General features: G+C 69.9%; 14 protein-coding genes. 7 read left to right on the top strand and 7 right to left on the bottom strand.

What is annotated here, in order from left to right; translation table 11 throughout:
• Nucleotides 1-175 precede the first annotated feature (175 nt).
• From BUB97_RS04785 to BUB97_RS04770, 4 genes are all read left to right on the top strand, one after another.
• Nucleotides 176-1,786 (top strand): glycosyltransferase family protein, encoded by a 1,611-nt coding sequence (locus tag BUB97_RS04785; protein WP_073132079.1) that lies wholly within the window; start codon nucleotides 176-178, stop codon nucleotides 1,784-1,786.
• Nucleotides 1,787-1,947: 161 nt separating this feature from the next.
• Nucleotides 1,948-2,604 (top strand): DUF4214 domain-containing protein, encoded by a 657-nt coding sequence (locus BUB97_RS04780; RefSeq protein WP_073132077.1) that lies wholly within the window; start codon nucleotides 1,948-1,950, stop codon nucleotides 2,602-2,604.
• Nucleotides 2,605-2,607: 3 nt separating this feature from the next.
• Complete coding sequence (locus BUB97_RS26110; protein WP_073132075.1) at nucleotides 2,608-3,699, top strand: hypothetical protein; 1,092 nt, start codon at nucleotides 2,608-2,610, stop codon at nucleotides 3,697-3,699.
• Nucleotides 3,696-4,784: a glycosyltransferase family 4 protein gene (locus BUB97_RS04770; RefSeq protein WP_073132073.1), complete on the top strand. Its 1,089-nt coding sequence runs from the start codon at nucleotides 3,696-3,698 to the stop codon at nucleotides 4,782-4,784. Before BUB97_RS26110 ends, BUB97_RS04770 begins: the two co-directional genes overlap by 4 nt.
• A 324-nt stretch (nucleotides 4,785-5,108) precedes the next feature.
• On the opposite strand, the gene BUB97_RS04765 is transcribed toward BUB97_RS04770, so the two are convergent.
• From BUB97_RS04765 to BUB97_RS04755, 3 genes are all read right to left on the bottom strand, one after another.
• Nucleotides 5,109-6,428 (bottom strand): NtaA/DmoA family FMN-dependent monooxygenase, encoded by a 1,320-nt coding sequence (locus BUB97_RS04765; protein WP_073132070.1) that lies wholly within the window; start codon nucleotides 6,426-6,428, stop codon nucleotides 5,109-5,111.
• A 100-nt stretch (nucleotides 6,429-6,528) separates the two neighbouring features.
• The gene (locus tag BUB97_RS04760; protein ID WP_073132068.1) at nucleotides 6,529-7,419 is read right to left on the bottom strand and encodes a LysR family transcriptional regulator; all 891 of its coding nucleotides are present in this window, start codon (nucleotides 7,417-7,419) and stop codon (nucleotides 6,529-6,531) included.
• A 79-nt stretch (nucleotides 7,420-7,498) separates the two neighbouring features.
• On the bottom strand, nucleotides 7,499-7,936 hold the full coding sequence (locus BUB97_RS04755) for a DoxX family protein (RefSeq protein ID WP_073132066.1): 438 nt from the start codon (nucleotides 7,934-7,936) through the stop codon (nucleotides 7,499-7,501).
• A 206-nt stretch (nucleotides 7,937-8,142) separates the two neighbouring features.
• On the opposite strand from BUB97_RS04755, the gene BUB97_RS04750 reads away from it, so the two are divergent.
• The 3 genes from BUB97_RS04750 to BUB97_RS04740 are packed head-to-tail and all read left to right on the top strand — an operon-like array spanning nucleotide 8,143 to nucleotide 10,741.
• Nucleotides 8,143-9,078, top strand: a complete 936-nt coding sequence (locus tag BUB97_RS04750; protein WP_073132063.1) for a ring-cleaving dioxygenase — start codon at nucleotides 8,143-8,145, stop codon at nucleotides 9,076-9,078.
• 56 nt (nucleotides 9,079-9,134) lie between these two features.
• Nucleotides 9,135-9,767: an alpha/beta hydrolase gene (locus tag BUB97_RS04745; RefSeq protein ID WP_073132061.1), complete on the top strand. Its 633-nt coding sequence runs from the start codon at nucleotides 9,135-9,137 to the stop codon at nucleotides 9,765-9,767.
• Complete coding sequence (locus BUB97_RS04740) at nucleotides 9,764-10,741, top strand: pirin family protein (protein WP_073132059.1); 978 nt, start codon at nucleotides 9,764-9,766, stop codon at nucleotides 10,739-10,741. The genes BUB97_RS04745 and BUB97_RS04740 overlap by 4 nt, the downstream gene beginning before the upstream one ends.
• 25 nt (nucleotides 10,742-10,766) lie before the next feature.
• On the opposite strand, the gene corA is transcribed toward BUB97_RS04740, so the two are convergent.
• From corA to BUB97_RS04720, 4 genes are all read right to left on the bottom strand, one after another.
• On the bottom strand, nucleotides 10,767-11,756 hold the full coding sequence (gene corA, locus BUB97_RS04735; RefSeq protein ID WP_073132057.1) for a magnesium/cobalt transporter CorA: 990 nt from the start codon (nucleotides 11,754-11,756) through the stop codon (nucleotides 10,767-10,769).
• A 152-nt stretch (nucleotides 11,757-11,908) separates the two neighbouring features.
• Nucleotides 11,909-12,622 carry an acireductone synthase gene (gene mtnC, locus BUB97_RS04730; RefSeq protein ID WP_073132055.1) on the bottom strand — a complete coding sequence of 238 codons (714 nt, stop codon included), beginning with the start codon at nucleotides 12,620-12,622 and terminating at the stop codon, nucleotides 11,909-11,911.
• Nucleotides 12,619-13,158 carry a 1,2-dihydroxy-3-keto-5-methylthiopentene dioxygenase gene (locus BUB97_RS04725; protein WP_073132052.1) on the bottom strand — a complete coding sequence of 180 codons (540 nt, stop codon included), beginning with the start codon at nucleotides 13,156-13,158 and terminating at the stop codon, nucleotides 12,619-12,621. Before BUB97_RS04725 ends, mtnC begins: the two co-directional genes overlap by 4 nt.
• Nucleotides 13,155-13,799, bottom strand: coding sequence for a methylthioribulose 1-phosphate dehydratase (locus BUB97_RS04720; protein WP_073132050.1), 645 nt, complete (start codon nucleotides 13,797-13,799; stop codon nucleotides 13,155-13,157). The genes BUB97_RS04725 and BUB97_RS04720 overlap by 4 nt, the downstream gene beginning before the upstream one ends.
• Between the last annotated feature and the right edge of the window lie 9 nt (nucleotides 13,800-13,808).

The raw sequence follows: 13,808 nt of genomic DNA, 5'->3' as shown, positions 1-13,808 counted from the left end.
CCGGGGCGGCGCGACACTCCGCAGGCCCGGTATCCGCGTCAAGCCATGGGTCGGCTGCTTGACACCCTCTTGGCCCCGCTTGCCTTATGCCCCGCGCCTCCGGGCCCGTGGACCCCTTCTGCCCGCAGCCGGTTCACGGGCGACGAGGCCGGGAACCGACAGGACCAAGGGCGGCATGACCCATCCTCCGATCGCCGTGATGTCGTTCAACCGGCCCGACTACCTGCGCGAGGTGCTGCTCTCCCTCGCGGCGCAGGAGGGGGCGGAGATCGGGCGGCGCGAGATCTTCCTCTTCCAGGACCACTGGCACAACCACCGCAGCGGGCGCGTGAAGGCCGAGCAGAAGGATGTCGAGGCCTGCGTCGCCACCTTCCGCGAGATCTTCCCGCGCGGGCAGGTGCTGGCCGCGAGCGAGAACCTGGGCGTGGCGGAGAACTTCCTGCGCGCCGAGACCCTGTTCTTCCGCGAGATGAAGGCGGAATGCGCGTACTTCTTCGAGGACGACCTCGTGCTCGCGCCGCGCTATCTCCGCGTGATGGACAGCTTGCGCACGGCCGCCGAGAGCAGCCGCGACGTGGGCTATTTCGCCGCCTATGGGCATCTCACCGCCAGCGCGGCGGACCAGCTGAAGCATCGCCGGGCGCTGCGCCGAATTGGGCATCTCTGGGGCTTCGGCCTGTTCCGCCGCCATTGGGAGGAGATGCAGCCCCTGATGGCCGATTACTACGAGCTGGTGCTCGGCCGGGACTACAAGGACCGCTCCAGCCCCGAGATCCGCAAACGCTACCGCGAGCGCGACATCCTCGTCGGCGTCACCTCGCAGGACGACGTGAAGAAGGCGGTGACCTATGCGCTCGGCCGCGTGGGGCTGAACACGCATCTGGTCAGCGGCCGCTATATCGGCGCGGTGGGCCTGCACATGAGCCAGGAGCGCTTCGACAAGGCGGGCTATGCCCGGACGGTCTGGGTCGATCCCGACGAGCTGGCCTTTGACTTCCCCGACGCGAAGGCACTGGAGGCGATGCGCGTGGAGGAAACGGCCCGCCGCAGGCAGGCCATCGAGGCCGAGGCAAACCCGCCGCCCAAGCCGGCGCCGGCCGCGAAGCCCGCGCCCAAGCCTGCCGCCGCTCCGCGTCCGCCCGTCTCGCCCGAGGACGCAAAGGCCCGGCCGCTGCTGCGCGGACCACATATGACGGCGGCGGAGCGGCAGCTCTTCGAGCGGATTCTCGGCAAGGGCCGGCGCCGCTATGCCGAGTTCGGCACCGGCGGCTCCACCCTGCTCGCCGCGCGCCAAGGATTCGACATGATGGTGGGCGTGGAATCCGACCCCGCCTGGGCCAAGGCCGTGAGCGAGGACGAGGAGGTGGCCGCCGTGATCGCCGCCGGGCGCGCCTCCATCCTGCATGCGGATATCGGCCCCGTGGGCGCCTGGGGCGCGCCGGTGGACCGCACGGCCGTGCGGCCCTGGCCCAACTACATCGCGCGCATGTGGCAGGAATGGGACCGGATCGGCAGCTTTCCCGACCTGATCTTCGTCGATGGCCGCTTCCGCGTGGCCTGCTGCCTCTCCGCCGCGCTGCTGGCCGCCGCGAATCGTGGCCGGTATCCGGAACCCCTGGTCATGATCCACGACACCGGCGAACGGCGCCCGAATTACGATCACGCGCTGGAATACTTCCATGTGGAGGAGCAGGTGGGCACGCTCCGCGTCATGTCGCCGCGCCTGTTGCGGTCACCGGAGGCGATCCTCGCCGGCTTGTTCGGACGACTGTTCGAGGTGGTCTGAACCCGCCCCGCGTCCTTGCCACGGCGTATCTTTTATGGAGAAATAGCCGTCGCGGCGCGACCATCGGATGGTCAGACCCGCCATGACGGCGCCGCCCTTCCGGCGTCACGACGGATAGGTTCAAGGATCGGCATGCCACTCCGGCGCAAAGCCATGGCGACATGATCCGCGGACATCTCGATGCGCTCACCGCGGCGGGGTTCGTGGAGGGCTGGGCCTTCGACACGGAGGCTCCGGGCCGCCCGCTGAAGCTGCGCGTGCTGGACCCCGAAGGGCAGGAACTCGCGCTGGGCTATGCCCATCTGTTCCGCGCCGATCTGGCGCATGTGAATTTCGGCCATGGATGGTGCGCCTTCCGGCTGCGGCTCGGACGGCCGGTGGCGGAGGTGGCGGAAATCCCGGTCAGCCTGCAGTCTGCGGATACGGGCGATGAGATCCAGGCGGCGCGAATCCTCAAGCTGCGGGATGGCGCGGAGCCGAGGGGCGACACGCTGGCCCGCGTCGTCGCCGGTGATCCGAGGGTCGCGACCTCCATCGACCAGCTGCGCGGCTACGGGCCCGTGCTGCAGGACTTCATGGCGCGGCGCGGCATCACCGAATTCATCCGCACCGCCTATCTCTACGTGCTCGGCCGGCCGGCCGACGAGGATGGCATCCGCAGCTACGCGCCGCTGCTCGGGATCGGGGCGCTGACGCCCTTCGGCCTACTCGCGGTGCTCGCGGCCAGCGAGGAGTTCCGCTCCCGCCCGCGCTCGCTCACGGCGCCGAACACGCCAGGCTTCGTCTTCGCCGCCGAAACCGATACGGCCGATTCCTGATCGATGCCGCATACCGCCAGCACCAACGGGCCGACCTTCGGGCCGAGGCTTCTCGTCTCCTTGCCGGGCTCCTGGCTTCCGCGGCTGAAGATCCCGGGGTCGCTCTTCGGCCGTGACGCGCTGCGCGACGTGGTGATGCCGGTCGAGCTGCGCGCGGCCCTGGCCCTGCTGACGCAGGAGGCAACCGCCCGCTCCACCTCCATGCAGTTCGTGGCACGGCCCGAGATCTTCACCCATGGCCGCGCCCGCGCCTGGCTGGATGAGCGGATCGGGGATGCGCGCGACCATGTCGCCCTCACGGACGGCCACAGCCTGCGCCCCATTCCCGGGCTGCGGAACCACATGTTCTTCTTCCCGCGCGGCAATCCGGCATCGGAGCAGGCCTTGCGCAACCTCCTGCGCGTGGCGCCCGAGCTGTTCGCCGGCCTTGCCTCGCAGATCAATGGCGGGATGGCGTTCCGGTTCGGCGCCTCCTGGTGCCGCCCGCCCTCGCTCTACCTGCGGCTGCGGCAGACGCCCGAATCCGGGATCATGGAGAGGCTCCCCTTCTATTGCGGCCCGCTCGGCAGGCAGGGGATGCAGGGCATCGAGCCCGCCCCGCCGGAGGAGGCGCTGCCGATCGATCGCCCGATCCGCTACATCCCCCTGACCGAGGCGGCACTGGCCGACACCCCTTTCCTGCGGATGGTGGCGCAGGAGGTGCTGGAGGCGATCTTCGGCGGCCCCGAGCTCCTGCTGCTGGAGCTGCCTCGTCCCGAAGGCGGTGCGGAAACGGCGGGGCGGCTCGAGACCGTGATCCGCGCCCTGACCGCCACCGGCATCGTCTTTCCCCGCGCGCGCTCATGGGCCGTGCAGTTCGTCACCGCGCCGCCGCTGGGCATGTCCATCGCATCCATGCTGCTGCATCCGGGCGTGCCCTTCTGGCGCTATGGGCTGGATTTCTTCGATGCGGCGCAGCGGGTGGAAGTGGCGGGCAGCGCGGCGGCCACCCGGTTCCGCACCCTTCTCTCGGCCTGGCTGGAGCGGCCCGTGGGGCTGCTCCGCCCGGCAGCAGCTGCCGGAGCCCCGCGCGTGACGGTCAACGACGTGCCATGAGCGCCACCCGGCCACGGCTGACCGTGGACATCACCCCGATGCTGGAGGACGAGTGGACCGGCATTTCGGTCTTCACACGCCGGCTCGTCCAGGCGCTGGAGCGGAGCGGCCGCGTCCATCTGGATTTCGGCATCCGCATGACGCGGATCGCGGCGGCGGAGGCGCGGGAGACGATCCGCCACGGTTCCGGCGCCTTCCTGCGCGGGCGGCTGAACGACCGCCCGATCGATGCCTTCGAAGCGATCAATCCGGCCCAGCCGCTGCTCTATCCCTCGGTGAAGGAGAATTTCGGCCTCGCCCGCCGGGAGGCGAGCACCATCCACGACATCAGCACGCTGGTGATGCCGGAGACGCATGACGTCGCGAATGTCGCCTATCACCTGGACCCGCTGCGCGACCAGCTGACGACGGATGAGGTGGTGTTCTGCGTCTCCGAGGCCACCCGCGTGGCGCTGACCGACACATTTCCCTGGGCGGCTCCCAAGACCCGGCTGCTGACGCAGTATGTGGACTGGCCCGGGGATTTCGAGCTGCTCGACCGCAACCAGCCCACGGTGGAGCTCGGCCGCTATGCCGTGGTGATCGGTACCATCGAGCCCCGCAAGAATCTCGACCTTCTGCTGCGCGCGCTGGAGCACCCCTCCGTCGCAGCCTCCGACCTGACCTTCATCGTCATCGGCCGCCGCGGCTGGCTGGCGGATCAGGCGCTGGCGCGCCTTCGCCCGCAGGCGCAGCAACGGGTGAAGTTCACTGGCTTCGTCTCGGAATTCGTGAAGTACCGGCTGCTTAAGGCGGCCGAGTTCCTCGTCCTCACCTCCGTCTATGAGGGCTTCGGCATCCCGGCCGTGGAAGCGATGAGCCTGGGCAAGCCGGTGCTTGCCTCGCTCACCTCCAGCTTCCCGGAGGTGATCGGCGATGCCGGCCTGTTCTTCGACCCCTTCTCGGTCGATGAGTTCGCGGCGGGGCTGAAGGAGATCTCCGACCCGCGCCGGCTGGCAGAACTGGCCCCGAAGGCCCTGGAGCAGGCCGCAACCTTCACGCCGGAGCGCATGGCGGCCCCGGTGCTGGATTGGATCGGGGCCTGATGGCGGCGCGCGGGGGTTCTAATCTGGAGGGTTTCCCCGGAGAGGGCGCTGCCCTCTCCGGACCTCACAAGCCAGGAGGCTGAGCCTCCTGGACCTGCATCGGACTGCCGTGGATACCCCGGATCACCGGGTTCTCTGGTTGAGGGTGCCTTTCCTGCCTTTGCAGTCGCCGGGTCATGGACCCGAGGCGCACCGTGAGCCCCGTGATTCCAAACTTCCAAAAGAAGATGATGGTGAGGGGTCCGGGGAGAGGAAGAATTCCTTCTTCCTCTCCCCGGGACAGAACAGCGCATCAGAACGAAGGCACGGCCCTATGAGGGGCCTCTAGAACTCCAGCAGGTTCTCCCGGAAGGTCGCGTGGCCATAGGCCTTGCGGACCAGCCCCCGCGCCTGCAACGCCGGCACCAGCCCATCCGCCACCTCGGCGACCACGCGGCGGCTGACATCGCCCATGGAGAAGAGGAAGCCGTCGCCGCCCACTTCCTGCACGACCTCGGCCATCTGGCCGGCGATGGCGTCCACCGTGCCGCAGAGATCCACGGAAAGGCCGGTGCCGCTGTAGTCGGTGAAGGCCTGGCGCAGCGTCTTGCCGCCGGCGCCGAGCCGCTTGAGCGTATCCAGGTTCTGCTGGTGGCCGTTGGTGCGCAGGGTCTCGTCGATCGGCTTGTCGAGATCCATGCTGCCGAAGTCGATATTGGTCACCTTGCTGAAATGCGCGAGGCGCTGCGCGATCCGGCGGTCCGCCTGCGCGATGCGCTCCAGCCGCCGCATCTCCGCATGCTCCGCGCTCTCGCCGATGATCGGGTTCACCAGGAAGAGGACCTTGATGTGGTCCGGGTTCCGACCCGTCGCCGCGGCACGGGCGCGGATGTCGTCGCGATAGGCCTTCATCGCCGCGATGCCCTTGGGGTTGGCCACCACCGTCTCGCCATGGGTGGCCGCGAATTGCCGGCCGCGGGGGCTGCCGCCGGCCTGGGCGATGACGGGCCGCCCCTGCACGCAAGGGCCGGAATTCAGCGGCCCGCGCGAGCTGTACCACTGGCCCTTAAAGTCCACCGTGCGGACCTTGGTGTGGTCCACCAGCACGCCGCTTTCGCGATCAGCGAGGATCGCGCCCGGTTCCCAGGAATCCCAAAGCGCGTTCACGCAGGCCATGTACTCATCGGCCATGTCGTAGCGCAGGTCATGCTCGGGCAGCGCTTCCAGCCCGTAGTTGCGGGCGGCCATGTCGCTGCTTCCCGTCACCATGTTCCAGCCGGCGCGGCCCGCCGAAACCTGGTCCAGCGTCGCGATGATGCGCGCGAGCAGATAGGGGTGGTGCGTGAAGGTCGCGAGGGTGGTGGCCACGCCGATCCGCTTGGTGGCTGCGAAGAGCAGCGTCGCGATGACGGAGGGGTCCTGCCGCGGCACGGAAAGGCCGTTCTTCAGATAGATCTCGCGCGAGCCGCCATAGGCCTCGCCGATATAGGAACTGTCTTCGAGGAGAATATAGTCGAAGCAGGCCCGTTCCAGCGCGCGCGCCATGTCGATGAAGAGGTCGGGCTGCCGCCAGTCCTGGCCGATGCTGCCTGTCCAGGGCTCGCCCCAGGCCTGCACGCTGGATCCCTGCAGGAACCAGCCGAGATGGAAGGGTCGAACCGCCATTCACCGTCTCCGATCACGCTTGTCGTGGAGCCCTGGGCACATCCGCGAGGCTCCCTCAGCGGGCACCTCCTTGCAACATTCCCGCCACGGCGCGGCGGCTTCACCCCTCGCGCGGCATGGTGCCCTCGATCAGCGGTCGCTTCGCCGTGATCTGCTCGCCCAGGCTGTCCATCAGCGCGCGCACGCGTGGTGTATGGCGCAGGTCGGGATGCGTCAGCAGCCAGAGGTCGGAGGCGTAATCGGCCTCGGGAGGCTGGAGGCGGATCAGGCTGGGCCAGGAATCGCCGATGAAGCATGGCAGATGCCCCACGCCGATTCCGGCGGCGACGGCATGGGCGAGGCCAAGCACCGTGTCGAAGCGCCCGGCCAGCCGCTCGGCGGGCACGGCGGCGCGGGCGAATCGCACCACCTTCAACCCGGCAAGGTTATCCCCGAGGCACACCCAGTCGCCCTCCGTGGTGACGCCGGGCGCGCCATAGAGCGCCCAGGCGATCCGCGCGGCGCGGCGGCCCACCAGCGTGTCCGGCGGGCTGTCGGTCGCGCGCACCGCCACATCCGCGTCGCGGCGGGACAGGTTCAGCGCCGCATTGCCAGTAACGAGGTCCAGCCGGATCGCCGGATTCGCCTGCCGGAAGCGCGCCAGCATGGGCATCAGCAGGTCCGAGAGCAGGCTGTCGCTGGTCGCCACCCGGACCTCGCCCGAAGGGGCGGGTGCCTGGCCGGAGAGACGACGCGTGACAGCCGTGATGTCCTGATCCACCCGCGCGGCCAGGGAGGCCATTTCCTCCCCGGCCGGGGTCAGGGTGTAGCCGCTGCGATGGCGCTCGAAGAGCGGGGTACCCAGCAGGGCCTCCACCGCCTTCAAGCGCCGGAAAACCGTGGAATGGTCGATGCCCAGCTTCGCCGCTGCGGCCGGCAGGTTGCGCGTGGCCGCCACGGCGTCGATCAGGCGGAAGTCATCCCAGGCGAGGCTGCGTGCGGCGTCCTTCAACGGCTCCGTTCCCGGCAAACGCGAAGCCGGCGGCACGGGAGGGCCGTGCCGCCGACGGGTCGTTGGGATGCTAGGCCGTTCAGACCGCGGCAGCGAGGCCACTGCGCTTGCCGAGGGCCGGCACCGGGGTGGCGCGCAGGGCTAGGGCGCCGTCGCCGCCCAGGGCCTGAACCAGCGCCGCCGCGGCCAGGAAGGCGGGGTATTCCCAGCCGCCATTCGGGGCGTTGAACACCCAGCCATTGCCGGCATGGACCATCAGCGCGCCCAGCAGCACCGGCAGCAGCGCCACCGAGACGGCCCGGGCATAGACGCCGAGGACGAGGGCCAGGCCGCCGATGGCTTCGGCGAGGATGATCGGCCAGGCGAGAGAGCCGGGCAGCCCGATCTGGCCCAGGAAGCCCGCGAAGCCGGGCACGGTGAAGACGCCCACCTTCAGCCAGGCATGGGCGATGAACATCACCCCCAGCGAGAGGCGCAGCAGGAGGAGGGCAAGGGGAGCGAGACGGGGATCGAACATGGGGAATGTCTCCGGTGGGTGATCCCGGGATGGGATTGTTGGGCCGGAGATTGAGAGCGCGCCGCCGGCGAGGCCACGGCGAGGATCGCAAGCCCCCGATTGCAGTGGCGCAATCCGTTTGCGCTGGTCTTTCCGCCGGGATTGCCCAATTGCTGTGACAACACCGGAGCGCCAGCCGCGCTCCACCAACCCGGGAGACCGCGACCATGGCCACGAGCAACACCACCCACGGCATCCACCACGTCACCGCGATCGCCGGCAGCGCGCAGCGGAACCTGGACTTCTACACCCGCATCCTCGGGCTGCGGCTGGTGAAGAAGACCGTCAACTTCGACGATCCCGGCGCCTACCACTTCTACTACGGCGACGAGGCGGGCAGCCCCGGCACCATCCTCACCTTCTTCCCCTGGGAGCATGCGGCGGAAGGCCGTGCCGGCGCGGGCGAGCTGCAGGAGACATCCTTCCGCATCCCGCAATCCGCCATCGGCTACTGGACCGCGCGGCTGGTGAACCACAGGCTGGAGCGCACCAGCCGCTTCGGCGAGACGGTGCTCACCTTCCGTGATCCGGACGGGCAGCGCCTGGCGCTCGTCGGCGTCCCCGGCATCGAGGCGGAGCCCGCCTGGAACAACGGCGAGGTGCCGGTGGAGAACGCCATCCGCGGCTTCCACAGCGTCAGCCTCATGCTGGACAAGACCGAGGCGACCGGCGCGATCCTGACGGATGTCTTTGGCTTCCGTGAGGTGGCGAAGGAAGGGAACACGACCCGCTATCAGGTGGAGGGCACCTCCATCGGCGGCATCGTGGACCTGCAGGCGGTCGGCGGCTTCCTGCCGGCGCGGCTGGGCCGCGGCTCCGTCCACCACCTCGCCTTCCGCGCGGCGGACGATGCGGCGGAGATGGAGATGGTGCGCAAGCTGGCCGCGAATCACGGCCTGCGCACCACGGAGCAGAAGAACCGCGACTACTTCCGCTCCGTCTACTTCCGCGAACCCGGCCATGTGCTGTTCGAGATCGCGACGGACATCCCCGGCTTCGCCGTGGATGAGCCGGCCGATCAGCTCGGCGCCGCGCTGAAGCTGCCGGCCTTCCTGGAAGGGCATCGCCAGCAGATCGAGGCAACCCTGCCCGTCCTCGCCTGAACCCGCAGCGCGGGCCGCGCCATCGCGGCGCGGCCCGCCACCGGAGCAATGATGCCATGAGCACCCGCGTGACCGACCTCATCCACCGTTTCGAGCCGGCGGCCGACGCCACCCTTCCTCCCCTCCTGCTGCTGCATGGCACCGGGGCGGATGAAAACGACCTGATCCCGCTCGGCCGCATGGTCGCGCCCGGCGCCGCCCTGCTCTCCCCGCGCGGGACGGTGCTGGAGAACGGCATGCCGCGCTTCTTCCGCCGCCTGGCGGAAGGCGTGTTCGACGAGGAGGACCTGCGCCAGCGCACGGATGAGCTGGCCGGCTTCATCCACCAGGCCCAGGCCGAATACGGGATCGCGGCCCCTGTCGCGCTCGGCTTCTCCAACGGCGCGAACATCGCGGCGAGCCTGCTGCTGCGCCATCCCGGCCTGCTGCGCGGGGCGGCCCTGCTGCGTGCCATGGTGCCCTTCCGGGAAACGCCGCCGGCGCGGCTGGAGGGCACAAAGGTGCTGCTCCTCTCCGGCACGGCCGATCCCATCGTGCCGGCGGCCAACAGCGCGGCGCTGGCGGCCATTCTGGGTGACGCGGGGGCCACGGTCGCGCATCATCCGCTGCCGCTCGGCCACGGGCTGTCGCAGATGGATGTCGCCCTCACCCGCGAATGGCTGGCCGGATTCCAGGAGACGAAGGCATGAGCGTCGAGACCGATCCTGCCGGCGTGATGCCGGAATGCGTCGCAGGACAGGCCATCGAGCATGTCATCCTGCCGCGCACGCATGACATCGGCGGCTTCGAGGTGCGCCGCGCCTTGCCGGCGAAGGAGCGCCGCATGGTCGGCCCCTTCGTCTTCTTCGACGAGATGGGCCCGGGCGAGTTCCTGACGGGCAAGGGCATCGATGTGCGGCCGCATCCGCATATCGGCCTCTCCACCGTCACCTATCTCTTCGAGGGCGAGATCCAGCACCGGGACAGCGTCGGATCGGACCAGCCGATCCGCCCCGGCGACGTGAACTGGATGACGGCGGGGCGCGGCATCGCGCATTCCGAGCGGACGGGCGCCGATGTGCGGCAGCACCCGCACAAGCTTTTCGGCATCCAGTCCTGGGTGGCCCTGCCACGTGCGCAGGAGGAGATCGCGCCGGATTTCGCGCATCACCCCGCCGCCACCCTGCCGGTGATCGAGGATGCGGGCGCGAGGCTCCGCCTGATCGCGGGTTATGGCTGGGGGGCGCGCTCGCCGGTCGCCACGCCATCGGACCTCTTCTACGCCGATGCCGTTCTGGCGCCCGGCGCCTCCCTGCCCCTGCCCGACCACCATGAGGAGCGCGGCGCCTATGTGGTGCAGGGCGAGGTGACCGTGGCCGGGGACCGCTTCGAGGCCGGGCGCATGCTCGTCTTCCGCGCCGGCGACGGGTTGGCGCTGCGCGCGGGGCCACAGGGCGCGCGGCTGCTGATGCTGGGGGGCGCCGCGATGGACGGGCCGCGCTACCTCTTCTGGAACTTCGTCTCCTCCTCCTGCGAACGGATCGAGCAGGCGAAGGCGGATTGGCGCGAGGGCCGCTTCGCCCGGGTGCCGGGGGATGAGAAGGAGTTCATCCCCCTTCCGGAGGAGCGGGTGAAGGTGCAGGCCGCGGTGCAGGCGCCGGCGGCGGGCTCGCCGACGAGCTGAACCGCGCGCCCGGAAGCGGCTGGCCCTACAGCCAGCCCTTCCGCTTGAAGTAGACGATGGGCAGCAGCGCGCTGACCACCATCAGCATCAGCGCCCAGGGATAGCCCAGCGCCCATTTCAGCTCGGGCATGAGGTCGAAGTTCATGCCGTAGATGCTGGCCACCAGGGTGGGCGGCATCAGCGCCACCGAGGCCACGGTGAAGGTCTTGATGATGCCGTTCTGGTCCATGCTGATGATGCCCAGCACGGCATCCAGCAGGAACTGGGCCTTGTTGTTCATGGTGTTGGCGTATTCGACGAGGGACCGTACGTCGCGCACCAGCGTCTTGATCATCTGCTGGTTCTCCTTGCGCACGGCATTCGCCTTCTCGGCGCCGACGAAGGTGAGGATGCGCGTCAGGCCGAGCAGCGTGTCGCTCGCCCGCGTCGTCACGTCGCCCACCTGGCCGAGCGTCAGCAGCGCCTGGCGCAGGTCCACGTCGCGCTTGTTCGCCTTCACCTGCATGTTGCGGGCGTTGCGGAAGGTGGTCTGGCTCGCCCGGTCCATCTCGGAGGCCGTGCGCTCCAGGATGTCGGCCAGCCGGTCCACGATCTGCTCGAAGAGGTGCAGCATCACCCCATCCGGCGTCTTCAGGATGGGCAGCGCCTGGCGCTGGGCCCGCACGGCGAAGATCGAGAAGGCCTTCGGCGTGGCGTAGCGCACCGTCACCAGCGCGTTCGGCGCCAGCACGAAGGTGATGGGGGTGGAGCCGAACTCCCCCTCCTCCGCGCCATAGAGGAAGGAGGCGGTGAGGAAGAGCACCTCCCCTTCCTTGTAGAGCCGCGAGGAGCTTTCGATCTCCTGCATCTCCTCGCGCGTCGGCACCTCGATCTGCAGCGCCTCCTGAACCGCGCGCTCCTCCTCCGGCGTCGGGTTCAGCAGGTCGATCCAGGTGGCGGCGGCGATGGATTCGGCGTCGTCGAGCCCCCCGTGAACGGCGCAGGCGCTGCCGCGGAGGGAATAGGTGGTCATCATCGGCAGTGCCTCCCGGGATCCGGGCGAGGGGTCAGTCCAACGGCGCGCGGTCCGCGCAGCCCGGCCGATTCGGCCCGGGCGCGCCCCACGCTCCTAGCCCCGCGCGCGGCGCCTCGCCAGCGCGGGACGGTGACAGGGTGCTCAGCCCCGCCTTAGGCGGGGCGCGGCTCATCCGGGGCGGGCAGGCCGAAGCGGGCCGCCACCTCGGGGAAGGTGGCGCAGGCCGGGTGGCGGCCGCTCTCCACCGTGCCGTCCGCCTTCCGGACCAGCTGGCAGACCTGCATGCCCGCCGCGCCCGCGGCGTCCAGCTCCTCCGCCACGTCGGAGAGGAACAGGATCTCCCTCGGCGGCAGCCCCGTCGCCCGGGCGATGGCCGCGTAGGAAGCGGCCTCGCGCTTCGGCCCGGTGCGGGTGTCGTCGAAACCCGAGAGGAGCGGCGTCAGGTCCCCGGCCTCGGAATAGCCGAAGAGCAGCTTCTGCGCCTCGACCGAACCGGAGGAGTAGATCCGCAGCGTCACCCCGGCGCCCGCCCAGGCACGCAGGCAGGGCGCCACATCCGGCCAGAGATGCCCGCGGATGGCCCCGGATTCGAAGCCCTCGCGCCAGATCATCCCCTGCAGCGCCTTCAGCGGCGTCACCTTCTCGTCCCGCGCCATCCAGCCGCGCAGCGCCTCGGCCGGGTCCTGGCCGGGGGCGAGGGCCCGCACCTGATCGAGGATGGCCACCACCGCGGGTTCCGCGCCATGCGCGCGCAGGAAGCCGTCCAGCGCCCGCTCCGCGAAGGGGAACAGGATCTCCTTCACGAAGGCGATGGCGCTGGTCGTGCCCTCGATGTCGCAGATGACGGCCTTGGGCGGGGTGGTCACGCCGTGGTGGCCGGGAAGCGCTCCGACATGTCGGTGCCCGTGTAATGCGGCGTCCAGCCCGTCGTATCGGTGAAGATGCGCAGCGCGGTCACATGCGGCTTCGCGCCCGCGTCGAACCAGTGATGCGTGTTGGCCGGCACGGAGATCAGGTCGCCCCGGGTGCAATGGGCGTCATAGACCTTGCCGCCGACATTCAGGATGAAGTTGCCCGCGCCCTCATGGAAGAAGCGGACCTCGTCCTCGGTGTGCAGGTGCTCGGCCAGGAACTTGGTGCGGAGCGCATCGGCCTGGGGGTGGTCGGCGGTCAGGCGGATCACATCGGCCGTGCCGGCGCCGGTCTCCCCCATGAAGGCGTCCAGGCGGGGCTTGTAGGCGGCCAGCACCGTCTCGGCATCGGCGCCGTCGGGCAGGTCGGCCACCTCCCACCGCTCGAAGCGCACGCCGATCCCGGCCAGCGTCTTCGCGATCTCGGCCGCGTCCTGCGTGTCCTGCAGCACGGCATCGGTGGTGGCGTCGTGGACGACGAGGCGGCTCATGGCGCGGAACCTCCCGGCAGGGGATTGATGGACAGGTTGGCCATCTCGCAGGCCAGCATGAATTCCAGCCCCTCCAGGCGCGCCAGCGCGGCGTCCATGTCGGGGCCCCATACATAGACGCCGTGGCCGCGGATCAAATACCCGGGAAGGATCGGGGCGGCCATGCGGGCCCAACGGGCCTCCACCGCGGCCTGCAGGCGGGCGATGTCCTGGTCGTTGTCCAGCACCGGCAGCTCGATGGCGGCGTCATGGGTCGGCAGGCCCGGGAAGGCCTTCAGCAGCTCATACCCCGCCAGCCCGATCGATTCCCCGGCGCGGCGGGAGAGGACGGTGTTGGCGATGGAATGGCCATGCACCACCGCCCCCACCTCCGGGAAGGCACGGTAGGCGCCGCAATGCAGCCCGGTCTCGGCCGAGGGGCGGAGCGCCGGGTTTTCCGGCCGGCCATCCAGCCCCACCGCCATCACGGCCCCGGAATCCAGATGCGCCTTGTGGAAGCCCGAGCGGGTGATGGCGATCCGGCCGCCGGGTAGCCGGACGGAGATGTTCCCGGCGGTGGCGGGCACCCAGTTGCGCTCGGCCATGCGGCGCCCGGCCTCGACGATCGCGCGGATCGCGGCCTCGGGGATGGGATCGGCCATGGAAATGTA

It is taken from the genome of Muricoccus roseus (assembly GCF_900141905.1).
In the GTDB taxonomy this organism is placed as follows: domain Bacteria; phylum Pseudomonadota; class Alphaproteobacteria; order Acetobacterales; family Acetobacteraceae; genus Roseomonas; species Roseomonas rosea.
Note: the sequence above shows the minus strand (reverse complement) of the source record. Positions and strands in the feature narration are given on the sequence as shown.

Bases quoted from the DNA above. Each gene is read 5' to 3' on its own strand.
- BUB97_RS04785 (WP_073132079.1), top strand. From the start codon at position 176: ATGACCCATCCTCCGATCGCCGTGATGTCGTTCAACCGGCCCGACTAC.
- BUB97_RS04780 (WP_073132077.1), top strand. From the start codon at position 1,948: ATGATCCGCGGACATCTCGATGCGCTCACCGCGGCGGGGTTCGTGGAG.
- BUB97_RS26110 (WP_073132075.1), top strand. From the start codon at position 2,608: ATGCCGCATACCGCCAGCACCAACGGGCCGACCTTCGGGCCGAGGCTT.
- BUB97_RS04770 (WP_073132073.1), top strand. From the start codon at position 3,696: ATGAGCGCCACCCGGCCACGGCTGACCGTGGACATCACCCCGATGCTG.
- BUB97_RS04765 (WP_073132070.1), bottom strand. From the start codon at position 6,428: ATGGCGGTTCGACCCTTCCATCTCGGCTGGTTCCTGCAGGGATCCAGC.
- BUB97_RS04755 (WP_073132066.1), bottom strand. From the start codon at position 7,936: ATGTTCGATCCCCGTCTCGCTCCCCTTGCCCTCCTCCTGCTGCGCCTC.
- BUB97_RS04750 (WP_073132063.1), top strand. From the start codon at position 8,143: ATGGCCACGAGCAACACCACCCACGGCATCCACCACGTCACCGCGATC.
- BUB97_RS04745 (WP_073132061.1), top strand. From the start codon at position 9,135: ATGAGCACCCGCGTGACCGACCTCATCCACCGTTTCGAGCCGGCGGCC.
- BUB97_RS04740 (WP_073132059.1), top strand. From the start codon at position 9,764: ATGAGCGTCGAGACCGATCCTGCCGGCGTGATGCCGGAATGCGTCGCA.
- corA (WP_073132057.1), bottom strand. From the start codon at position 11,756: ATGATGACCACCTATTCCCTCCGCGGCAGCGCCTGCGCCGTTCACGGG.
- BUB97_RS04725 (WP_073132052.1), bottom strand. From the start codon at position 13,158: ATGAGCCGCCTCGTCGTCCACGACGCCACCACCGATGCCGTGCTGCAG.
- BUB97_RS04720 (WP_073132050.1), bottom strand. From the start codon at position 13,799: ATGGCCGATCCCATCCCCGAGGCCGCGATCCGCGCGATCGTCGAGGCC.